This is a genomic window from Acinetobacter geminorum (assembly GCF_013009345.1).
GTDB lineage: Bacteria > Pseudomonadota > Gammaproteobacteria > Pseudomonadales > Moraxellaceae > Acinetobacter > Acinetobacter geminorum.
This window is the reverse complement of record NZ_JABELE010000016.1, coordinates 1-21276: the sequence shown is the minus strand read 5'-3', so window position 1 is coordinate 21276 and position 21276 is coordinate 1. Positions and strand designations below refer to the sequence as shown.

Sequence of the window (21276 nt, the reverse complement as noted above, 5' to 3'; positions counted from 1 at the left end):
AAGGCTTTAAGTTTTCAGATGGCTTGATTCCTACGCAGGTCTTAACCTGATCAGGTTCAACGGTACTTGTGATCAAACTTGTGTCGCGATAACACAGAATTTACACAATCTCAGCGAGCTATTACTCGCGCTCCGTCAAGCGATTTACAGACTAACATGTTTTAGGTTGGCTGGCATTGTCAATTTGTATCTATACAAACTGCATCCATATGGCAGTCACGATAGACTTCCGTGTTCCATGGCGAATCAAATTTTAATAGCTGCTCAAGCTGTTCATGAGTAATCTGATAATTTGATTTTTTATCACCATTTTTATCAGTTAAATCTATTTTAAATTGCTTATTACGCTCCTCTACAGGAGTGGCAATAAACTTAAGAAACAGTTGAGCGGATTTCGCTAAACTCGACTGATTTTGTGTAGACAAAAACCGAATTTGTTGAAGAGCATCTTTATCAAACCACGTATTCGGTGCATATTCATCTGACACTGGCGTGTTATCTAAACCAAAGAAAATAAAATAGCGATATTCATTAAATAGTCGTTTTGCATCACTAATAAAGTGGCTTTTTGGATATTTCTGAATAAATTTTTCCCAAAAAAGTGCTCGTTCAGTAAGTTCTTTCCATGAAACAGCCAACGCACCATCGTTATAGAAAATATCCTGATTATCTTTGGCCATACGAGTTAAGAACTCTTTTTGGTCTGCTGGTAAGGACGTAGAAAAAACCTCAACTAAATAGTTTGGCTGACGTCGATAGGTAAACATACCCTCACCTTGATAGAGAAGTTCAATGTAGGCTTGGCCTTCATGTTGAAGTAAATATTGATCACGCGGGCTAAGTTGGTCGAAGAGTTTTTTCTGGGTTTGGATGACCTTTTTAAGGTCTTGTTTCTGTTCTAAAACGGCATAGCCAAATGCTTCAAAAGCTCTCCCTGTTTTTTCAGTGTAGTCTTGTTTAAGAAAACGTTGATACATCGCAGTTGAAGCATCAATAAGCTTAAGCTGCTCATCATTTTTTAAAGAGGGAACACAGCTTTTAAGCTTTTCATTAATTTGATTTAAATCTTCTATTTTGCTGTTTTGGTTGATTTTCTGCGTAGCAGCCATAATTTGTAAGCAACTGCTGTCTTGTTTTTGAGTAGCCTTTTGTTCAGTTGGTTTTTGCTCTTTAGATACAGCCTGATCTTGCTCTGATGTTTTATTACATCCAGCTAAAAGTAGTGCGCTGCATACACTCATCATTAGAACTTTTTTCATCATTGTTTTTTTATCAAAGTGAATATTGCTCAAATTATAACTCGGAAAAAGATTGCATCATTGTTAGAAATCTTTATTATTAGGTAGGTCGGTCTACTTAAATTAAAGCTATGAATGATAAAACAGCAAGACAGAAAATTCTCGATGCAGCAGCAACCTTGTTTTATAACGATGGCATTACTGCAACAGGAATCAATTCAGTTACGGCTAAAGCCGATGTCGCTAAGATGTCGCTTTATAATAATTTTTCTTCAAAAGGCGATCTTGTTGATGCCTATATTGCTGCACGCCATCAAGAGTGGCTCGATCTCTATCAAAAGCGTTTAGCAAAAACAAACACAGCTAAAGAAGCCATTTTGGCTGTGTTTGATGCCTATCAGGACCATGCAGAATTTGCCTACGAAAAAGGGTTTCGAGGCTGTGGGTTATTGAATGCTGCCGCAGAGTTTCCAGCGAATAGTGCAGGGCGTAGTTCTGTAAGGCAGCATAAAGAAGAAGTGGAAGGTATTGTTGCTGAGCATTTAAAAAAATTAATACCAGACTCACAGCGCGTTAACTATGTAGCTACGCAGCTTTCTTTTCTTTTAGAGGGTTCTATGGCACGAGCAGGCTTAGAAGGAAACAGTCGTCAACTTCTATTAGCAAAACAAATGGCAGAAGATATTTTAAATAGAGAATGCCTACATGATTAGCCTCATTAAAAATAGTAGCTATGGGGGCACAATTGCGATTTTGGTTGCTTCTGTTTTGTGGGGAACAACAGGTACGGCGGCAGCATTTGCACCGACACTTGGCCCACTCGCTATTGGTGCCGTAGCGATGGGCGGTGGAGGACTTTTACAAGCTTTGGTTGCATCACGAGCAATACGCGAAAACCGTCAGTTTATAAGGGAAAATCTTTCAATACTGCTTTTAGGGGTAGCGGCGGTTGGTGTTTATCCTTTGGCTTTTTATTCCTCAATGCATTATGCGGGCATTACGATTGGCACCGTTGTTTCAATTGGTACCGCTCCATTAATAGCAGCAATTTTAGAGCGATTTTTTGACCGCAAAGCTTTATCGGCTATATGGTTTCTAAGTTTTGTGTGCGGTGTGCTTGGTGTAAGTATGTTATCGATGGGGGAAAGTCATGCGATCCAAGAGAGTACAAATCAATGGAATAAATTCTTCGGTATTTTTCTTGGGCTTGTCGCAGCTACAACTTATTCACTTTATTCATGGGCCGCAAAAAGATTAATAGATCGGGGTGTTGCCTCTAAAGCTGCAATGGGCATGATTATGGGTGGTGGGGCAGTTATTTTGCTTCCTACTTTGTTGGTTACAGGTGGAGGGTTATTGCATAGCTCAACCAATTTACTTGTGGCTGGTTATATGATGCTGATTCCTATGTTTTTGGGTTATTTACTTTTCGGTTTTGGATTAAAAACAGTAAATGCCAGCAAAGCGACGACCTTAACTTTATTTGAACCTTTAGTGGCTGCGATTTTTGCCATCGTTTTGGTGGGTGAGCATGTTTCATGGCTGGGTTGGATAGGCATGTTGCTGATTTTTATTTGTATTTTAATCTTGTCAAAAACTAAGAACGCTTAAAAAACTAAAACTTTTAATGGCTTGAGTTTGATTTGAATTTTTCTTAGTCTTAAAGGCAAGTTTTATCGTTGATTTGAACAATGAAAATAAAATTAATGGTCGCTGTTGGCCTTTGGAGTTTTGCATCTTCGAGTTTTGCTCTAGATTTGGTTGAAGCTTATGAGCGCGCAAAACAAAATGACCCAACGTGGCAAGCCAATCAACAACAATATGAGGCAGATCAACTGAACTTAGGCTTAGCAACGGGGGCGTTATTACCTACTGTCACATTGTCTGGAAACATTACCCGTAATCGACAAACTGTAAAACGTTCAAACTTTCCGGGTGTTGATCAAGAGGGCCTGTCAGATGCTTTGGTAAGTAGTACGTCAACGACTCGACAAGCGACTCTCACTGCACGTCAGCCATTATTTCGAATGGATGCTTGGGAAGGTTATAAACAAGTTAAAACTTCGGTTGCACTTAGTGAAATCACTTTAAGGCTGCAAAAACAAGATCATGTTTTAAATGTGGCAGAAGCCTATTTTAATGTGTTGCGTCAGCAGGCTCTGAGTGTTGCATACTTACAAGAAGAAAAGGCTTTGCTTGAACAACTCAATATGATGAATGCCAAACTCAAAGAAGGTTTAGTGGCACGTAGTGATGTGAGTGAAGCAAATGCTCAATATCAAAATGCTAGAGCCAATCGTATTTCAACCAATGTTCAATTACTTTTAGCCCAAGAGCAGCTTTCTGAATATATCGGTTCTTATCAAGATAAACTCGCTGTACTGCGAAGTGATTTTAATTTTCAAAAGCCTTATCCAGCAGAGCTTAATGACTGGCTTTCTTTGGCACAGCAAAAAAACTTAAAGATCCAGCAAGCCCGTTTACAGCAAAAATATAGTGAAGACCAGCGCCGTGTCGAAAAGGCAGCACTTTATCCTCAAATAGATGCTGTGGCGAGCTATGGCTATACTAAACAAACACCAGAGACACTCATTTCGACTGACGGAAAATTTGATCAGGTCGGTGTAGAAATGAACTGGAATTTATTTAATGGTGGACGGACCCGAACATCAATTAAAAAAGCCACTGTAGAAGCCAGTAAAGCGCAGGCACAACTTGATGCAGCCATTCGCCGTGCCAATGTCGATGTGAAAAGTGCGTTTATGCAGGTCGACACAGATCAAGCCAAACTTGAAGCAAGAAAGGCTGCAATGGATTCCTCTTCTTTGGTTTCTCAAGCTTCAAAAGCGAGTTATAACGAAGGCTTGAAAAGTATGGTTGATGTTTTATTGGCGCAGCGTAATGCTTTTTCTGCAAAACAGGATTATCTTAATGCTCAGTATGACTATTTATTGAATGTGCTTCGTTTAAAAGCTGCGGTAGGCCAGTTAGGCGAAAAAGATCTAGTCGAGCTTAATAGCTGGTTAACTTATCAGTGATTAAATGCTTTTATCTGAAATTTAATTTTGTCATAAAAACTTAATGATTGCTGTGTTTTAATGCTCAATCATTTTATTCCCGCGCCATCATGTTGGAGGCTTCCCTTGAGTCCGAGTAATCCGGTGTTAAGCCATCATATTTCTTCTCAATTTAATGAAGATTTGCAAGATGTAAACACAAAGTTTATGACCATGGGTGGCTTGGTCGAACAGCAGGTAGCAAATGCAATTCATTCTTTACTTGATACCGACGCAAATTTAGCGATTGATGTTCAATTTAAAGATAATGCAGTCAATCAATATGAACGTGATATTGATGAAGGCTTGACGTTGATTTTGGCGCGTCGTCATCCGGCAGCGATTGACTTACGTATGGTGATTGCCATGAGCAAAGCCAATACTGACCTTGAACGCATTGGTGATGAAGCAGCGAAAATTGCCCGTATTGCACAAAATCTGTGTGAAGAAGGTGGATCACCACGTGGCTACATGGAAACACGTCATATTGGTAATCAAGTTCGTGTCATGATTCATGATGCACTTGATGCTTTTGCACGTTTAGATGCAGATCAAGCTTTGCGTGTACTTTTAGCTGATGCTGACATTGACCGTGAATATCAATCAGCAACACGTACATTAATGACTTATATGATTGAAGACCCGCGTCATATTGCTCGTGTAATTAATGTCATGTGGGTTTTACGTTCATTAGAGCGTATTGGCGATCATGCTCGTAACATTGCTGAGCAAGTGATTTATATGGCCAAAGGCTTTGATGCTCGTCATACCAAAATTGAAGAAATTGAAGCCAAAGTCCACCAAAAGTAATCTTGAGCTGAAATATTTAAAGGCCTTGTTTGAAGCAAGGCCTTTTTATTTTTAAAAATAATAGATAAAAAAATGTCCCGAACTTTGGGGGGAAGTTCAGGACAGAAAATCAAGTGCATAAACACGACAGGGATCGTGTTCTTCTTGCTATAGAGTGATATTAAGTTCTTCGCTTTTTGATGTCATGTAGAGTCCTGTGCGCTCTATGTAAGGCTTTTTATGTTTGTGTAAGTTTCACGTAAAAAAAGGCGGATCTATGTATATAGACCCGCCTTTTTAATGATGATTAAGCTAAAACAAACCGATTATTCTGGTTTCCAGCCTTCAGCTTTTTCTACACTTTCATCATTGTTAAAGAACTTCTCACGTTGTTCTTCCAGAAACTTTTTAGCTTCTGGTTCAAACACGTTTAAACGCTTTTCATTAATTAGCGTAGTTTGGTGTTGTAACCATTCTTGCCATGCTTGCTTAGAAACATTTTCAAAAAAATCTTGGCCTTTAGCACCTGGGAAAGGAGCGAAGTCTAAACCTTCCATTTCCTTTTGATATTTACGGCAAAATACTTGTCGACTCATGATTTATCCTTAAGCGTATAACTGTTCTAAACGTGTATGGGCACGAGCAATCGCAGCTTCTACTTGTTTTGGTGAAGTTCCGCCAATATGATCACGTGCATTTACAGAAGCTTCTAGAGTTAAGGCTTTATCAAATACATCTGCTGTAATTAAGTCAGAGAATTGCTGTAACTGCTCAAGTGTGAGCTCAGATAAATCTTTTTCTTCCGCAACACCTAATGCTACTGCTTTACCTACAATTTCATGCGCATCACGGAACGCTACGCCTTTTTTCACTAAGTAGTCGGCAAGATCAGTTGCAGTTGAGAATCCACGAAGAGCAGCTTCACGCATGATTTCAATATTTGGAACCAATGCAGGAATCATGTCTGCAAATGCCATGAGTGAACCACGAACTGTATCGATTGCATCAAATAAAGGTTCTTTATCTTCTTGGTTATCTTTGTTATATGCCAATGGTTGACCTTTCATGAGCGTAAGTAAGCTAATTAAGTCACCAAATACACGGCCAGATTTACCGCGAATAAGTTCTGGAACATCCGGATTTTTCTTCTGTGGCATGATTGAAGAACCGGTACAGAAGCGATCAGGAATATTCACAAATTTGAACTGTGCAGAAGTCCAAAGAATGAGCTCTTCTGACATACGTGATAAATGCATCATGATAAGTGCAGCAGCTGCATTAAATTCGATGGCAAAGTCACGGTCAGATACAGCATCAAGAGAGTTTTCAGATACAGCTTCAAACCCTAAAAGCTCTGCTGTATATGCGCGGTCAATTGGATAAGTTGTACCCGCAAGAGCAGCAGATCCAAGCGGCATACGGTTAACACGTTTACGGCAGTCTTGGAGACGTTCAGTGTCACGTACCAACATTTCAAACCACGCTAACAAGTGATGACCAAAAGTTACTGGTTGAGCGGTTTGTAGGTGTGTAAAGCCTGGCATAATCGTATTTACATTTTTGGCAGCCAAGCCTAACAAGCCTTTTTGTAAACGTTCTAATAATTTTAAAATATCATCAATTTCGTCGCGTAGGTAAAGACGAATATCAGTTGCAACCTGATCGTTACGGCTACGACCTGTATGTAATTTTTTGCCTGTAATGCCAATACGTTGAGTCAAACGTGATTCAATGTTCATGTGAACATCTTCAAGATCGATGCGCCACTCAAAGTTTCCAGCCTCAATTTCTGAGCGAATGGTGCTTAAACCTTCAATAATGTCATCGCGTTCTGCTTCTGTGAGTACGCCAACTTTCGCAAGCATGGTAGCATGCGCAATCGAACCAGCGATGTCTTGCTTATAAAAACGTTGGTCAAACTGAACAGAGGCGGTAAATTCGGCTACAAAAGCGTCCGTCGCTTCAGAAAAACGACCACCCCACATACCTGAGGTTTGGTCTGGGGTTACTGAATTAGGGGGATTTGAAGATGTGGTCATGGTGGCTCAGTAAAATAAAAAAGAGTATATCACTTGCCGAAGCTCAACAAACAAAGTTGTTTTCTACAGCATACCGAAATCAAAATTCCTCCTATTTTTTTACGAAAAGTGGGCGTTGGCAACACTTATTCGAATTAATTATCGCAAGTAATGTTTTGGCATTGGTTCTGGCATTGGCTGAAGCGCAGTCTTGGCAAGCCTTAAGCGGGGAAAGGCTTTTTCAATACATCGTTTTTATTAATTGGGTAATATTGTCCTTTTTTGCATTGGTTGAACGCTTTCAAGGTTTTTTTAGCAGCTTACGTCAAGAATTTGCTTTGGTTATTGGTTTTGTCATGCTGCAAAGTATTGTTGTTTTGACCACTTTAATGAGTAATTTTTTTCAGTTTGGTCTTTTAAATAAACATGCGTCATTAACGCAGGGCTGGGGTGTTTATTTTACCAATGTACCTTTATATCTAAGCTATGGAATATTACTCGGGGCCTTCTGCTTACGTTATTTATATGTCAGGGAACAATGGTTGCATCAGCAATATGCCGAATTAAATGCACGTATTCAGGCCATGCAAGCACGAATTCACCCTCACTTCTTATTTAATAGTTTAAATAATGTGGTGAGTTTAATTGCGATAGATCCAGATAAAGCAGAAAGCATGCTCATTAGTTTGTCGCGTTTATTTCGAGCGAGTTTCCAAGAATTAAAATTGGTGAGTCTGCATGAAGAAATCGAGCTGAGTAAACAATATTTAATGATTGAGCAGGTCCGTCTAGGTGAGCGTTTAAAAGTTGATTGGAAGATCGAGCTTTCACCTGTGCAATTAAAACAGATCACTATTCCTTTATTGACATTACAACCTTTGTTAGAGAATAGTATTTTTCATGGGGTAGAACCAATGATGGGCAAAGCAACCATAGGGGTATTGGTTGAAATATTGCAAAATCAGGTCAGTATAGTCATTACCAACCCATATACAGACGATACAATAAATTCACGGAAAGGGCATGGAATCGCTCTTGAAAATGTTAAGCAGCGCCTGAAAGCGTATTATGGGAACACCGTTAGATTTCAGGTTTATAAAGGTGAAGCTTTATATACCACTATTATGAGCTATCAATATCAAACAAAATAATAAGTCAGTCAGAGTTAACCATAAAAAAATGGACCAAGTTAACGGTGACAAGGAGGATGAATGAAGGTGCTAATTTGTGATGATGAACCACTTGCAGTGGAGCGTTTATCACGTTTAGTTTCAAAGATGGGACATGAGGTTGTATCAACGGCTCATCATGGACAGGAGGCCTTGGAACAGGCACGGCTTCATCAACCGGATGTAATCTTACTTGATATTCAAATGCCAGGTATGAATGGGCTTGTCTGTGCAGAACAGTTAAGTCAACTCAATCCCCGACCTGCGATTGTGTTTTGTACCGCCTACGATCAGCATGCATTGGAAGCTTTTAAAGCTCAGGCTCAAGCATATCTTCTTAAACCGATTGATGCAGTTGAACTTGAGCAAGCTTTAAGTCAGCTAACTCAACTTACTAAAGCACAGCTCAATGCATTACCGAATTCTGAGCTTTTACAAGATTTAAAAACACAGCGTCATCAAATTGCCGCAAAAACCTATCGCGGGGTTGAACTGATTCCTGTTGAAAATATCTATTACTTTTTAGCAGATCAGAAATATGTCACTGTGAGACATAAAAATGGCAGTGTATTAATAGATGAAACATTAAAAGAGCTTGAAACCGAATTCGCAGATCAGTTTATTCGTATTCATCGAAATGCGTTGGTTTCGGTTGCATATCTAGATGGATTGGAGCTAGTCAGTTCGGGGCAATATCAGGTTAGATTACGTGGTCTTGATGAAAGACTTTCGGTGAGCCGTCGGCATTTATCTACGCTTAGAGAGCGAATTCATCAGCTTTAAATTTAAAAGAGTTATCTGGGACTTGCGAGATTTTACTTGCAATTTTAAGGGATCAAGTTAAGTTTAGGGTGTATTGTTTGACCAGCCCATGCTTGAATTTATGAAAACCTTGAAAATTGCTACACGACAAAGCCCACTTGCTCTTTGGCAGGCAGAACATATTCGTGCCCGTTTAGAGGAGCTTCACCCTGATTTAACGGTGGAACTGGTTAAATTTGTCACGCAGGGCGATAAAATTTTAGATACGCCTTTAGCAAAAATTGGGGGCAAAGGGCTGTTTGTTAAAGAATTAGAAGCAGCACTTTTAGATGGGCGTGCAGACTTAGCTGTACATTCAATGAAAGATGTTCCAATGGCTTTGCCAGAAGGTTTAACTTTAGCAGTCATTTGTGAGCGTGAAGATCCGTTAGATGCTTTCGTTTCAAATCGGTTTGAAACATTCGCTGATTTACCACAAAGCGCAAAAGTTGGTACATCAAGCTTACGTCGTAAATCTCAAATATTAAAACAACGTCCTGATTTACAAATTATTGACTTGCGTGGAAATGTTGGTACACGGTTAGCGAAGCTAGATGAAGGTCAATACGATGCAATTATTCTAGCTAGTGCCGGTTTGAAGCGTTTAGGTTTGTCAGAACGTATTCGTCATTGTTTAACACCAGATATTAGTTTGCCTGCTGTCGGACAAGGTGCATTGGGTTTAGAGTGCCGCGCAGCTGACCAAGATGTATTGGCTTTAATTCAACCTTTATTACACGCAGAAACAGATGTTTGTGTACGTGCTGAACGTGCATTTAATGCCTACCTTGAAGGTGGTTGTCAGGTCCCAATTGCAGGTTATGCCACACTACAAAATGGTCAAATCCATATCGAAGGTCGTGTTGGAAGCCCAGATGGTCAAACATTATTACGTGCTGAATTGACCGATGAAGCCAATAATGCTCAGCAATTGGGTGAAAACCTTGCTCGAAACTTACTTGATCAAGGCGCTGGTGAGCTATTAAAGGCTCTTTACTAAACCATGTTGTTTATTAATACTCGACCTGATTCTCGGGCTGCAGAATTAACAGAAGTTTTGCAAAATGAAGGTTATCAGGTTGAGTCTTTACCTCTTTTAGAACTCGTTGCTAAACCCTTTTCCGAACATTTACTTCAGCTTTACCAACAATTAGTTAAGGCACAAGCTATCGTTGTAGTGAGCCCAACCGCTGTTGATGTGGGGATGAAGTATTTACTGCAAAGCGGTTTAAAGCTCCGTGATTTAAAACATATTCAGTGGATTGCTGTTGGGCAGTCAACGGCCAATTGTCTAAATGAATATGGAATAGAAGCACATATTCCAGATGTTGAAACCTCTGAAGGGATGTTAAATCTCCCTATTCTCCATAATATGAAGCAAGCTGGTAGCGTCGCTTTTTGGCGGGGAGAAGGTGGACGTCAATTTATGATGGAGACCTTGCAACAACAAGGAATTCAAATTTTAAATTTTGTTCTATATCATCGGCAGTGCCCAGAAGCTTCATATTCTACATTCAAACATCTGACACAGAATTCGAATTATAATTTAAATAAATGGCTCGTCTTAATTACCAGTGAAGCGAGCTGGAAGTATTGGTTAGAGCTTTGCTTAAAAAATAATGTACAACCTGATGGTGTATATCTGGTTTTGGGACCTCGTCTTTTTCAAATTGTTAAAGAGTATCGCGATCAGCAACAGGCTCATTTTCACATTATTCAACTTGAAAATTTATCGCCTTCGGGGATGATTCATCACATTCAGGCATTATAAGGATTCATATGAGAAAACTTGTTTCTATCATCATTTTGCTGGGCATAGCTTGGTTGGCTAAGCTCAGCTACGATATGTGGCAAATTTCTCGTACTGTTCCCGAGCTTAAACAAAGCCTGCTGCAATCCGAACAGCACTACGCCAATTTAAATGATCAATTGGTTGCTTTACAGCGCCAGTTGCAGAATCAACCTGTGAATACAGGGAGTAAAACCAGTTCAGTCACTCAACAAGATGCACCGCCGACAGGTATTACTCCTACAGTTCTAATTAAACAAAAATTAGATTTAATTCAATTTGCAATCGATCAGCAGCAGTTGATTTATGCAGTTGATCAATTAAACCAGTTACAGCAATCGCTTGTGCACTATGAAATTGCTCCAGCATTGCAACATAGCTTGAATCAATCGCTCGAGCAAGATAAACAGGCAGTTCAACAGTTTACTTTGGCTCAAAATCAACGCCATCAACTAATCGATGATTTATTACAGACCATTGATAAGAATATTCAACAAGTCTTAGCCCAGCCTAAACTTGAAATGGATCAATCCGAGACTGTGTCTTGGTGGAAAAAGTGGTTCCGAATAGAAAAAGTAGAAACGCCGTCTATTAATTTAATGAGTCGAAGTGTCGTGCTTAAAGAAGTGCAATTAAGATTGTTAATTGCCGAACAAGCACTCAATCAAGGGAAAATGACTGAGTATCAAAATGAGTTGCAATCTGTGATGCAAAAGTTAGATGAAATGCCTGATGCAACAAGTCAGCAGTTAAAAAAACGTATTGCTAAAGTGGCACATTTATCAGTCGTGCCAGTTCCTAAACTCTCTACACTTGGGCTAATTGGCTCATAAGGAGGATATATGAAGCACCTCCTGTGGGTTTATGTCGTCATCAGCTTAATACTCTTTGCAGCCTTAGCTTTATTTAGTTATGGCTATGGAATGGGATATGTTTATATTTACTGGCGGCAATTACAACTGCAAACAAATGTCTGGGGATTAACTCTTAGTTTTGTAGTGATGAGTTTTATTGCTCAACTCGTATGGCTGTGGATTAAACGTTATTCCTCTCGTGAACAAAGGAAAAGTGAAAACATCTTCCAGTTTAAAAACCTTCATCCTTATGAACAATTAGGTATTGTTTGGTTATTAGAAGCGGCCGAAGATCAACGTGTATTTATTGAACGTGTTTTTACTCAATCAGGGCTTTTAAAAAATATTATTGATGCCAGATTTCTGGTTTTAAGTGGGGATTATCCAAAAGCATTGGCTGCTCTCGATCAATCACCACCTATGGCATTTGAATTGGCAGAGTTACAGCGAATTGAAATATTTTTGGCCGAAAATGAAGCCGACCGTGCATTAACTCATCTTGAATTTTTATACCAGCATCAGTTATCGCCTTGGTTACAAGAAATAGAAACTGCTTACCAGCAAAAATTAACTGCGTTATGGGGGCAATTAGCGCTGCAACATCCATGGGTGTATTTACGTTCCATGAAATATGGTTTGCTAGATGCTGAGCACCGTGATTTATGGTTGCAACAACTTCTTCAGCAATTTGACCAAGCCTCTATTGATGACTTACATGCCTTACAGCAACGTTATTTGGATTTAGAGTCTGAGATTCAAACTCGACCTTATAGCAGTAAGTTGTTATGGCTAAAACTATTAGCACGTATGCCAGATATGAGCATGCAGCATGCGGCCTTAACGCTACACTTGTTAAACGAGCAGTTTGACCCAGAAGTATTCTATTTATGGTTTCAGCAACAGTTGCTTAAACAAGTTCCAGACTATGCCGATGTTGAAGAAAAAATTATTCAATTTGAAAATCAATATATGAATTTGCCAGTTTTAACCTTTGCAAAATGGCATGTCTATATGGCAACTGGACGTCAAATAGAAGCTGAAACATTATTATCATTATATCCAGATAATATTTTAATGAGCTATTTACGTATTAAGTCCACGCTTAAAGAAGATGACGTGTTAATCAAGCAGTTAAATCTAATCTTTGAAAATGATGCAAATTTTTTAAAGTTTAAAATATGAGGTAAAAATGAAAGAACTGTCTGTCTACCCAGTAATATATGAACAGAAAGTAGCGTGGGGAGATATGGACGCTTTTGGCCATGTCAATAATGTACAATATTATCGATATATTGAAAGCTCACGTATTTTATATATGGAAGCAATCAATATATTAACCCCACATTTATATACCGTTGTAGCTTCGAGTCAGTGTAAGTATTTAAAGCCTGTTTTTTATCCAGATGTATTGAAAGTAGGAGTTCGTGTGGAAGAGCTTCGTAATAGTGCATTCCGTATGGCTTATATATTGTGGAGTGAAACCCAACAGCAAATTGTGGCTACTGGTGAAGCTGTTATGGTATGCGTAGATAAATTAACAGAACGAAAATGTGAAATACCGCAGGAAATAAAACAAAAAATTATTGAGCTAGAAAAATCAGTTGGGCATAACTTAATACATTTATCTTAAATAAATATTAATAAAATATATTTCATTTATAATTGGTAATGTAATTAAAAGGTAATTTTTTTGGTTATTCTGATGAATACGGCTTTCAAACTATTGCTTATTGAATAGATTATAAATAATATTGGTCTTGATTTTATGTTTTTAAATTTTGTCTGTATTATTTTGAATTGTCTGTAAGACTGGAGTATTTATTAATGAAACCGGATATCAGTGAATTATCTGTTGAAGAGTTAAAACGCTTACAAGAAGAAGCAGAAGCTTTAATTGCAAGTAAAAAAGATCAAGCAATCGAAGATGCTTATAATCAAATTATCGAGATTGCTGAAAATGTTGGTTTCAGTGTTGAACAACTTCTCGAGTTTGGTGCTCAAAAACGTAAGAAAACAACACGTAAATCTGTTGAACCTCGTTACCGCAACAAAAACAATGCTGAAGAGACTTGGACTGGTCGTGGTAAACAACCACGCTGGTTAGTTGCTGAAATTGAAAAAGGCGCAAAACTTGAAGATTTCTTAATCTAATCAAATTGTCTTTTTTAAAAGCCAAGTAAATTTGCTTGGCTTTTTTATTGATAAAAATATCTCAAAATTTTGCTATAAATATTATTTAAAAAATTGAGTGTTTAAATTGCTCTTTAAATGAATTGTTGAGATCAAATGTGCATTTACTTCATTGAGTGCCAAGTTTTCATGATTTTGTCATACGTTCAACTTATAGTCTTAATACCGAAGCCAAGCCCAATTGCTTGGTTTTTTTATATGAAGTGAATTGGCGATGTTGAAAAAGTATGCATAATGTCAGACTAGGGAGCTACTCTCAAAATAAGGACGATAATTTGCATGTTGGTAAGGCTGAATGAAGAAAAAGTCTAAGCAATGGAAGTGGTGGTTTTTTGCCCTCATTGCATTTTTAATTTTTATTATTTTACAGATCCCAGCGACTTGGCTTATTTCTAAATTTTCAAAGAATAATCAAACTCTACACAATGTAAGTGGAAATATCTGGCAAGGCCAAGCAGATTGGCGGCGTGGTACTTTGAGAGGTTCGATTCATTGGAAAACTAGACCTCTTGACCTGTTTTTATTAAGGTTCGCTGCTGATGTAGATATCCATAGTGGTAATACCCAATTGGCTGGGGTAATGGGCTATGGTGTGGGGAAAAAAGTAATTGTAAAGGCTATGAATGGTCAAATTGCGCCTGAAACATTAAAACAAATTGTGAATTGGCAATGGCCTACGAACAGCATTCAACTGAAAGATATTGAGTTTAATTATAAGAAAGAGCAGGGTTTCGCAGCAGTTGATGGTCAATTACATTGGGGTGGCGGTGCTTTAATTTATAATATTGGTGATCGTCAAGACCGTATGAATATGCCTTCTTTAAATGGCCAATTAACGGATCAAAATGGACAATTACAAGTTGATATACGTGATCAACGCAGTCAAAAAATGGCGAATCTCTTATTAGATGCCAACATGATGCTTGATGTGCAGCTCACCCAAAGATTATTACTTAATATTCCATCTTATGATGGAAAAGCTGGTTTGGATACGTTTGTCATTAGTTCTCGTCAACCCTTAATACAAGGGGGTAACTAATGAAAGTATGGATTGAGAAATTACAGCAATTACAGTGGCAAAAATTAGATCGGTTAAGTGTAGTTGTATTTGCCTTTTTAATTTTATGGTTGTGTTGGAAATTAGCTTCATTATTTTGGTGGGTAATTGCGCCTCCTCAAATGATGCAATTTGATCGAGTTGAGTTAGGATCACAGCAGCCACAAATTCCTAACATTAGTACTTTTTCACTTTTTAATGAACCTTCAGCCAATGCAGCACAGGAAAATGTCAACCTAGAATTACAAGGCGTAATGCTGGGTTATCCGAATCGTTTTTCCTCAGCTGTTATTAAGCTAGATAATACTGCCGACCGATATCGGGTAGGAGAAACAATAGGTTCTACCTCTTATCAGTTGGCAGAAGTTTATTGGGATCACGTGATATTACGTCAAGGTAATGGAAGTACTCGTGAACTCCAATTTAAAGGTTTGCCAAACGGTTTATATCAACCTATGACGCCAGATGCATCACAACCAACTGCTACTGCACCTCAGTCGTCAGCACCTGTTAATACTGCTCAAGAAGCGTTAGGGCAGGCTATTCAGCAAATGCAAGGCAACCGTGAACAATATCTGCGTGACATGGGTGTTAGTGGGAACGCCACTGAGGGTTTTGAAGTTACAGAACGTACACCCACTGCGCTTCGAAATAAGTTAGGTTTAAGGCCGGGTGATCGGATTGTTTCATTAAACGGTCAAACGGTTGGGCAGGGACAAACGGATGTGCAGTTACTTGAACAGGCTCGACGAGCTGGGCAAGTGAAAATAGAAATAAAACGTGGTGATCAAGTGATGACCATACAACAAAATTTTTAGTGATAACACGTCACCATAAGAGTTAGGAATTATCGCAAGTTATGGCTTTATTGAATCATCAACGTCCACTTTGGGCATTACTTGCAGCAGCCCCATTGATTGCGACAGTGAGCAGCAGTGTCTATGCCCAAACATGGAAGATCAATTTACGTGATGCTGACTTAACTGCATTTATTAATGAAGTGGCAGATATTACGGGTAAAAACTTTGCAGTAGATCCACGAGTACGTGGTAACGTCACAGTTATATCGAATAAGCCTCTGAATAAGAATGAAGTTTACGACCTGTTTCTTGGAGTCTTAAACGTAAATGGAGTGGTGGCAATTCCTTCGGGTAACACCATTAAACTGGTACCAGATAGTAATGTCAAAAATTCGGGAATCCCTTACGATTCGCGAAATAAATTGCGTGGTGATCAGATTGTTACCCGAGTAATTTGGCTTGAAAACACCAATCCTAATGATTTAATTCCAGCACTTCGTCCTTTAATGCCACAATTTGCGCATATGGCTGCGATTGCAGGGACTAATGCACTGATTGTTTCGGACCGTGCAGCAAATATTTACCAGCTTGAAAATATTATTCGTAATCTAGATGGTACTGGCCAGAATGATATTGAGGCAATAGGCCTCCAATCGAGCCAAGCGGAAGAAATCATTACTCAACTTGAGGCGATGAGTGCTACGGGAGCATCTAAAGATTTTAACGGTGCACGTATCCGTATTATTGCAGACAACCGAACCAATCGTATTTTAGTTAAGGGCGATCCTGAAACGCGTAAGCGCATTCGACACATGATTGAAATGCTAGATGTGCCTTCGGCCGACCGTTTAGGTGGTTTAAAAGTTTTTCGATTGAAATATGCAAGTGCAAAAAATTTATCTGAGATTTTGCAAGGCCTCGTAACAGGACAAGCTGTTTCTTCGTCAAATAGTAATAACAGTTCTTCTAATTCATCGAATCCGATCAATAATTTGATGGGTAATAACCAGAATTCTAGTTCAAATACCTCTGGTTCAAATGGTAGCTCAATTTCTACACCATCTATTAATTTAAACGGTAATTCGAACAATAATAATCAGAACAATATCTCTAGCTTTAGCCAAAATGGTGTGAGCATTATTGCGGATAATACCCAAAACTCGTTAGTGGTTAAGGCAGATCCTCAATTAATGCGCGAAATTGAATCTGCTATTCAGCAGCTTGATGTTCGCCGTCAGCAAGTTCTGATTGAAGCTGCAATTATCGAAGTGTCAGGAGATGATGCAGATCAACTTGGTATTCAATGGGCGCTTGGTGACTTATCTAGTGGGATTGGTTTGCTTAGCTTTAGTAATGTAGGTGCTAGTTTATCTTCTATTGCTGCTGGTTATTTATCGGGTGGTTCGGCTGGGGCTGCATCAGCTATCGCTAGTGGTGCTAATAAAGGTAATGGGGCAACCTTGGCTCTGGGTAATTTTGAGAATTCCCGTAAGGCTTATGGTGCATTAATTCAAGCGCTTAAAACTAATACCAAATCAAATTTGCTTTCGACACCATCCATTGTGACGATGGATAATGAAGAGGCTTATATTGTTGTCGGTCAAAATGTTCCCTTTGTAACAGGATCGGTCACTACAAACAGTACGGGTATCAACCCATACACTACGGTTGAGCGTAAAGATGTCGGTGTGACATTAAAAGTCGTTCCACATATCGGTGAAGGTGGTACAGTTCGTCTGGAAGTAGAACAAGAAGTCTCTGCTGTTCAAGACAGTCGTGGACAAGCAGCTGACTTAGTGACAAGTAAACGTGCCATTAAAACTGCTGTTTTGGCTGAACATGGACAGACAGTAGTGCTTGGTGGTTTGGTGTCGGATGACACGTCACTTTCAAGACAAGGTATACCTGGGTTAAGTAGTATTCCCTATGTTGGGCGTTTATTCCGATCAGATAATAGAAGCAATGTAAAACGTAACCTTCTGGTTTTTATCCACCCAACAATTGTGGGTGATGCAAATGATGTGCGCCGTTTGTCTCAGCAGCGCTATAGCCAGCTTTATAGCTTGCAATTGGCTATGGATAAAAATGGCAACTTTGCAAAACTGCCTGAGCAAGTTGATGATGTCTATAATCAAAAGATGACACCACCTAGTATTGCCTCTCAGCCAAAGAATTATCAACAGGTTCCATCAGGTGGAAAAACCTCGACGGTAACTACACCTGTAGCGGTAGAGCCGGCAGTGCAAAAGCAAACCTTACAGTTACCTGATCCTGAAGTTAATCGTACTAAAAATACAGTAACAACAACGACACTGCGCCCAAGCACAGCACAGTAGTAGCATGTTATGATTGATAAAAAATGAATAGGACATACGCATGACTTGGAAACTACAAGCAATTACTGGTGAAATTACTGGCCAAGAAATTAATGTTGATCGCGATATGTTGGTAGGGCGTCATCAAGATGCTGATGTGTTGTTACAAGCTGCTGAAATTTCACGTCGCCATGCTGCATTGCTTCTAAAAGATCAAGTGCTATGGGTGCAAGACCTTAATTCATCGAATGGCACATTTGTAAACGATATTCGTATTGAGCAAGAAAAGCAGCTACATGATGGTGATATTGTTCAGTTTGCTAGTTTTAAATTTTCTGTATTGGCACCTGCACAGAAAATCACGGAATTACCTGAAATTGAAGCCGAGCCTGTAAATACAACATCATCTCCAGATTTAAGCGATCAAGGAATGCCGAGCCTTGCAGAGCGTGCTGCAGAAGTGGAAGTTCGTCGCGATGGTATGCCGCAGAATATTTCTATTCCAAAACCTGCACCTATTCCAGAGGGTGTAGATATTAATGCACAACAGCAAACACCTATCGCTTTTGATGAGCCAGTTTCTCGTGTTGCTGAAGAAAGAGAGCAACAGAAGAATGCCTCAGTTGGTTTAATCACTATTATTATTTTAGTAATTTTAGCGGTATTGGCATGGTTATTCTTTAAATAATCCTTTGCTGCTTTTACAATCAAGGCATGCTAAACGCATGCCTTTTCAATTTTGAGTAGAAAAAAGATGTCTGTTGCACAACTAAGTAAGCGCGATTTAATTTTATTTGATCTAGATGGGACGTTGGTTGATTCTGCTGCTGATTTGTATCGGTCTATGAATTTAAGTTTAGAGGCGCTAAGTTGGCCATTGGTAACAGAAGTCCAAATACGAGAATGGGTGGGTAAGGGAGCTTCAAAACTCTGTGAAAGTGTTCTACTCCATATTTTTGGAAAATTAGATCCTGAACAACATAAAGTCTTATTAGAAAAATTTATTGATATATATAGTGTAGAACTCTGTGTAAATACTCAAATTTATCCTGGTGTAACCGAGTTTTTAAAACATTGTAAAACTTTGAACATACAAATGGCATGCGTTACCAATAAGCCTGTACAACTTGCCCAGGGATTGCTTGATGCTTTACAGCTCTCTCCATATTTTCAAGTCGTACTTGGTGGGGACAGCTTACCTGAGAGAAAGCCTCATCCATTGCCATTATTGCATTGCATGCAAAGCCTAAAAATATCTGCTTCACAATCATTAATGATTGGCGATTCAAGTAATGATATTGAGGCTGCGCGTCGTGCTGGAATTGATTGTATTGTGGTTAGCTATGGCTATAATCATGGAGAAAATATCTATGATTGCCAACCTCAGCAAGTTGTTGATAGTCTTGCTGAGTTAATTATTTAATGAATGAAATGGAGATCAGAATGAATAAGCGTATGGTTTTTCGATGGCGTGTCTAAACCGAATCTAGAAAAACACACTTTTAAATCGAAACCATATTAGAGAAAATTCATGACAACATTAGCGCAATTCGAGCAACTTAAGGCTGCTGGTTACAACACAATTCCAGTCTATCGCCAACGCTTAGCAGACACAGAAACACCTTTATCTGTTTTTGCTCGTTTTAAAGACCACACGCAAGCTTATTTATTTGAGTCAGTCGAAGGTGGTGAAAATTGGGCACGCTACTCTATGATTGGTTTAGGAGAGTCGACGGTTTTCTCGTGTAATGCAGGTGTTCTATCTATACAACATGCTGATGGCTCAATTACACAACAAGATTGCCAAGACCCATTTCAATATATTCGTGAATTTCAGAAGCAATTTAAAGTGCCATCTGCTGAGCTTTTGCCAAACTTACCGAGTTTTACGGGCGGATTAGTGGGTTATTTGGGCTATGATGCTGTTCGTTACATAGAACCACGTTTAAAAAATGTTCCGGCAGCTGACCCAATTACATTGCCGGATTTGTGGTTGATGCTCTCAAAGACAGTCATTGTTTTTGACAACCTTAAAGATACTTTATTTTTAATTGTTCATGCGGATACAGAGCAGAGTAATGCTTATGAAGACGCTCAGCAAAAATTAGATCAATTAGAGCAATTGTTAGCTATACCAGTAAGTCTGCAAGCTAAGCCACATACACCTCCACATTTTGAATCAATTACTGGTAAAGCGAAATTCTTAGAAACAGTCGAAAAAGTTAAAGAATATATACGTGCTGGTGATGTGATGCAGGTTGTTCCGGGGCAGCGTATGGTTTCTGATTTCGATGGAGAGGCTTTACAAGTTTATCGTGCTTTACGTCATTTGAACCCATCGCCTTATTTATTTCTGGTACAAGGGCAAACGATTACAGATAAAAAGCCATTCCATATTGTAGGGTCATCGCCAGAAATTCTTTCTCGTTTAGAAAATGGTATTGCGACAGTGCGTCCTCTTGCAGGTACCAGACCACGTGGAAAAACTAAAGAAGAAGATCTTGCTTTAGAAAGAGACTTACTTTCTGATGAAAAAGAAATCGCTGAGCATTTAATGCTGATTGACCTTGGTCGAAATGATGTGGGGCGCGTATCAAAAATAGGAAAGGTTCAAGTAACGGATCAAATGGTGATTGAACGCTATTCACATGTCATGCACATTGTCTCAAATGTACAAGGCGAAGTTCGTGACGATATCGATGCGCTAGATGTATTTAAAGCAACTTTCCCAGCCGGTACTTTATCGGGTGCACCAAAAATTCGTGCAATGGAAATTATTGATGAAGTTGAGCCTGTGAAAAGAGGCGTGTTTGGCGGGGCAGTAGGATATTTGGGATGGCACGGCGAAATGGATATGTCGATTGCAATCCGTACTTGTGTTATTCGAGATAAAAAGGTCTATGTACAGGCTGGAGCAGGCCTAGTTGCAGACTCAAATCCTGAATCTGAATGGAATGAAACGCAAATAAAAGCTCGCGCAGTGATCAAAGCGGTTGAATTATCATCAAACGGATTGATTTTATGAGTTTTTAGCGGTTTTTTTTAAAAAACCGCTTGCATCGTTTGGAAGTTTTGCTAAACTGCACACCGTTCCGATACGAAACGTACGAAACACTAAGAAGAGCCGGCATAGCTCAGTTGGTAGAGCAACTGACTTGTAATCAGTAGGTCCACAGTTCGAATCCGTGTGCCGGCACCAT

At 39.1% G+C, this 21276-nt stretch carries 21 protein-coding genes, 1 tRNA gene and 1 riboswitch; of the genes, 19 read left to right on the top strand and 3 right to left on the bottom strand.

Going from position 1 to position 21276, the window contains the following annotated elements; translation table 11 throughout:
• Positions 1-10: 10 nt before the first annotated feature.
• A riboswitch (TPP riboswitch) is annotated at positions 11-145 on the bottom strand.
• 34 nt (positions 146-179) lie between these two features.
• Positions 180-1262, bottom strand: coding sequence for a hypothetical protein (locus tag HJG58_RS14805; RefSeq protein ID WP_216076588.1), 1083 nt, complete (start codon positions 1260-1262; stop codon positions 180-182).
• A 107-nt stretch (positions 1263-1369) separates the two neighbouring features.
• On the opposite strand from HJG58_RS14805, the gene HJG58_RS14800 reads away from it, so the two are divergent.
• From HJG58_RS14800 to phoU, 4 genes are all read left to right on the top strand, one after another.
• Positions 1370-1951 (top strand): TetR/AcrR family transcriptional regulator, encoded by a 582-nt coding sequence (locus HJG58_RS14800; protein WP_005804086.1) that lies wholly within the window; start codon positions 1370-1372, stop codon positions 1949-1951.
• Complete coding sequence (locus HJG58_RS14795) at positions 1944-2849, top strand: DMT family transporter (protein ID WP_126645281.1); 906 nt, start codon at positions 1944-1946, stop codon at positions 2847-2849. The genes HJG58_RS14800 and HJG58_RS14795 overlap by 8 nt, the downstream gene beginning before the upstream one ends.
• Positions 2850-2929: 80 nt before the next feature.
• Positions 2930-4276 carry a multidrug efflux outer membrane protein AbuO gene (abuO, locus tag HJG58_RS14785; protein ID WP_005804090.1) on the top strand — a complete coding sequence of 449 codons (1347 nt, stop codon included), beginning with the start codon at positions 2930-2932 and terminating at the stop codon, positions 4274-4276.
• Positions 4277-4381: 105 nt separating this feature from the next.
• Positions 4382-5104, top strand: a complete 723-nt coding sequence (gene phoU / locus HJG58_RS14780; protein ID WP_171545309.1) for a phosphate signaling complex protein PhoU — start codon at positions 4382-4384, stop codon at positions 5102-5104.
• A gap of 305 nt (positions 5105-5409) precedes the next feature.
• Here phoU and HJG58_RS14775 read toward each other — a convergent pair whose 3' ends face one another.
• Positions 5410-5679 (bottom strand): oxidative damage protection protein, encoded by a 270-nt coding sequence (locus tag HJG58_RS14775; protein ID WP_000089995.1) that lies wholly within the window; start codon positions 5677-5679, stop codon positions 5410-5412.
• Between the two features lie 9 nt (positions 5680-5688).
• Positions 5689-7122, bottom strand: a complete 1434-nt coding sequence (gene argH, locus HJG58_RS14770) for an argininosuccinate lyase (protein ID WP_002121138.1) — start codon at positions 7120-7122, stop codon at positions 5689-5691.
• Here argH and HJG58_RS14765 point away from each other — a divergent pair.
• The 15 genes from HJG58_RS14765 to HJG58_RS14695 all read left to right on the top strand — a co-directional run bounded on the left by HJG58_RS14765 (position 7113) and on the right by HJG58_RS14695 (position 21275).
• Positions 7113-8252: a sensor histidine kinase gene (locus HJG58_RS14765; RefSeq protein ID WP_170249498.1), complete on the top strand. Its 1140-nt coding sequence runs from the start codon at positions 7113-7115 to the stop codon at positions 8250-8252. The genes argH and HJG58_RS14765 overlap by 10 nt on opposite strands.
• 60 nt (positions 8253-8312) lie before the next feature.
• Positions 8313-9053, top strand: coding sequence for a LytR/AlgR family response regulator transcription factor (locus tag HJG58_RS14760; RefSeq protein ID WP_171545308.1), 741 nt, complete (start codon positions 8313-8315; stop codon positions 9051-9053).
• Positions 9054-9153: 100 nt separating this feature from the next.
• Positions 9154-10071 carry a hydroxymethylbilane synthase gene (gene hemC / locus HJG58_RS14755; RefSeq protein WP_216076587.1) on the top strand — a complete coding sequence of 306 codons (918 nt, stop codon included), beginning with the start codon at positions 9154-9156 and terminating at the stop codon, positions 10069-10071.
• A gap of 3 nt (positions 10072-10074) precedes the next feature.
• Positions 10075-10842 (top strand): uroporphyrinogen-III synthase, encoded by a 768-nt coding sequence (locus HJG58_RS14750; protein ID WP_170249496.1) that lies wholly within the window; start codon positions 10075-10077, stop codon positions 10840-10842.
• Between the two features lie 8 nt (positions 10843-10850).
• Entirely contained in the window at positions 10851-11693 is an 843-nt protein-coding gene (locus HJG58_RS14745) for a hypothetical protein (protein ID WP_170249495.1), read from the top strand.
• 9 nt (positions 11694-11702) lie between these two features.
• Positions 11703-12896 (top strand): heme biosynthesis protein HemY, encoded by a 1194-nt coding sequence (locus HJG58_RS14740; RefSeq protein WP_216076586.1) that lies wholly within the window; start codon positions 11703-11705, stop codon positions 12894-12896.
• 7 nt (positions 12897-12903) lie between these two features.
• Entirely contained in the window at positions 12904-13344 is a 441-nt protein-coding gene (locus HJG58_RS14735) for an acyl-CoA thioesterase (RefSeq protein WP_216076585.1), read from the top strand.
• Between the two features lie 194 nt (positions 13345-13538).
• Positions 13539-13865, top strand: a complete 327-nt coding sequence (locus tag HJG58_RS14730; protein ID WP_000801427.1) for an H-NS histone family protein — start codon at positions 13539-13541, stop codon at positions 13863-13865.
• A 334-nt stretch (positions 13866-14199) separates the two neighbouring features.
• Positions 14200-14943 (top strand): type II secretion system protein N, encoded by a 744-nt coding sequence (gene gspN, locus HJG58_RS14725; protein WP_032005861.1) that lies wholly within the window; start codon positions 14200-14202, stop codon positions 14941-14943.
• Positions 14943-15779, top strand: coding sequence for a type II secretion system protein N (locus tag HJG58_RS14720; protein ID WP_170249494.1), 837 nt, complete (start codon positions 14943-14945; stop codon positions 15777-15779). Before gspN ends, HJG58_RS14720 begins: the two co-directional genes overlap by 1 nt.
• A gap of 41 nt (positions 15780-15820) precedes the next feature.
• Positions 15821-18097: a type II secretion system secretin GspD gene (gene gspD, locus HJG58_RS14715; protein WP_170249493.1), complete on the top strand. Its 2277-nt coding sequence runs from the start codon at positions 15821-15823 to the stop codon at positions 18095-18097.
• Positions 18098-18137: 40 nt separating this feature from the next.
• Positions 18138-18764, top strand: a complete 627-nt coding sequence (locus HJG58_RS14710; protein WP_170249492.1) for an FHA domain-containing protein — start codon at positions 18138-18140, stop codon at positions 18762-18764.
• Between the two features lie 66 nt (positions 18765-18830).
• Entirely contained in the window at positions 18831-19499 is a 669-nt protein-coding gene (locus tag HJG58_RS14705; RefSeq protein ID WP_086265338.1) for a phosphoglycolate phosphatase, read from the top strand.
• Between the two features lie 108 nt (positions 19500-19607).
• Complete coding sequence (gene trpE / locus HJG58_RS14700) at positions 19608-21101, top strand: anthranilate synthase component I (protein ID WP_170249491.1); 1494 nt, start codon at positions 19608-19610, stop codon at positions 21099-21101.
• A gap of 98 nt (positions 21102-21199) precedes the next feature.
• Positions 21200-21275: transfer RNA gene (locus tag HJG58_RS14695), tRNA-Thr, on the top strand.
• The last annotated feature ends 1 nt before the right edge of the window (position 21276 follow it).

Bases quoted from the DNA above. Each gene is read 5' to 3' on its own strand.
- HJG58_RS14805 (WP_216076588.1), bottom strand. From the start codon at position 1,262: ATGATGAAAAAAGTTCTAATGATGAGTGTATGCAGCGCACTACTTTTA.
- HJG58_RS14800 (WP_005804086.1), top strand. From the start codon at position 1,370: ATGAATGATAAAACAGCAAGACAGAAAATTCTCGATGCAGCAGCAACC.
- HJG58_RS14795 (WP_126645281.1), top strand. From the start codon at position 1,944: ATGATTAGCCTCATTAAAAATAGTAGCTATGGGGGCACAATTGCGATT.
- abuO (WP_005804090.1), top strand. From the start codon at position 2,930: ATGAAAATAAAATTAATGGTCGCTGTTGGCCTTTGGAGTTTTGCATCT.
- HJG58_RS14775 (WP_000089995.1), bottom strand. From the start codon at position 5,679: ATGAGTCGACAAGTATTTTGCCGTAAATATCAAAAGGAAATGGAAGGT.
- HJG58_RS14765 (WP_170249498.1), top strand. From the start codon at position 7,113: ATGTGGTCATGGTGGCTCAGTAAAATAAAAAAGAGTATATCACTTGCC.
- argH (WP_002121138.1), bottom strand. From the start codon at position 7,122: ATGACCACATCTTCAAATCCCCCTAATTCAGTAACCCCAGACCAAACC.
- HJG58_RS14760 (WP_171545308.1), top strand. From the start codon at position 8,313: ATGAAGGTGCTAATTTGTGATGATGAACCACTTGCAGTGGAGCGTTTA.
- hemC (WP_216076587.1), top strand. From the start codon at position 9,154: ATGAAAACCTTGAAAATTGCTACACGACAAAGCCCACTTGCTCTTTGG.
- HJG58_RS14750 (WP_170249496.1), top strand. From the start codon at position 10,075: ATGTTGTTTATTAATACTCGACCTGATTCTCGGGCTGCAGAATTAACA.
- HJG58_RS14745 (WP_170249495.1), top strand. From the start codon at position 10,851: ATGAGAAAACTTGTTTCTATCATCATTTTGCTGGGCATAGCTTGGTTG.
- HJG58_RS14740 (WP_216076586.1), top strand. From the start codon at position 11,703: ATGAAGCACCTCCTGTGGGTTTATGTCGTCATCAGCTTAATACTCTTT.
- HJG58_RS14735 (WP_216076585.1), top strand. From the start codon at position 12,904: ATGAAAGAACTGTCTGTCTACCCAGTAATATATGAACAGAAAGTAGCG.
- HJG58_RS14730 (WP_000801427.1), top strand. From the start codon at position 13,539: ATGAAACCGGATATCAGTGAATTATCTGTTGAAGAGTTAAAACGCTTA.
- gspN (WP_032005861.1), top strand. From the start codon at position 14,200: ATGAAGAAAAAGTCTAAGCAATGGAAGTGGTGGTTTTTTGCCCTCATT.
- HJG58_RS14720 (WP_170249494.1), top strand. From the start codon at position 14,943: ATGAAAGTATGGATTGAGAAATTACAGCAATTACAGTGGCAAAAATTA.
- gspD (WP_170249493.1), top strand. From the start codon at position 15,821: ATGGCTTTATTGAATCATCAACGTCCACTTTGGGCATTACTTGCAGCA.
- HJG58_RS14710 (WP_170249492.1), top strand. From the start codon at position 18,138: ATGACTTGGAAACTACAAGCAATTACTGGTGAAATTACTGGCCAAGAA.
- HJG58_RS14705 (WP_086265338.1), top strand. From the start codon at position 18,831: ATGTCTGTTGCACAACTAAGTAAGCGCGATTTAATTTTATTTGATCTA.
- trpE (WP_170249491.1), top strand. From the start codon at position 19,608: ATGACAACATTAGCGCAATTCGAGCAACTTAAGGCTGCTGGTTACAAC.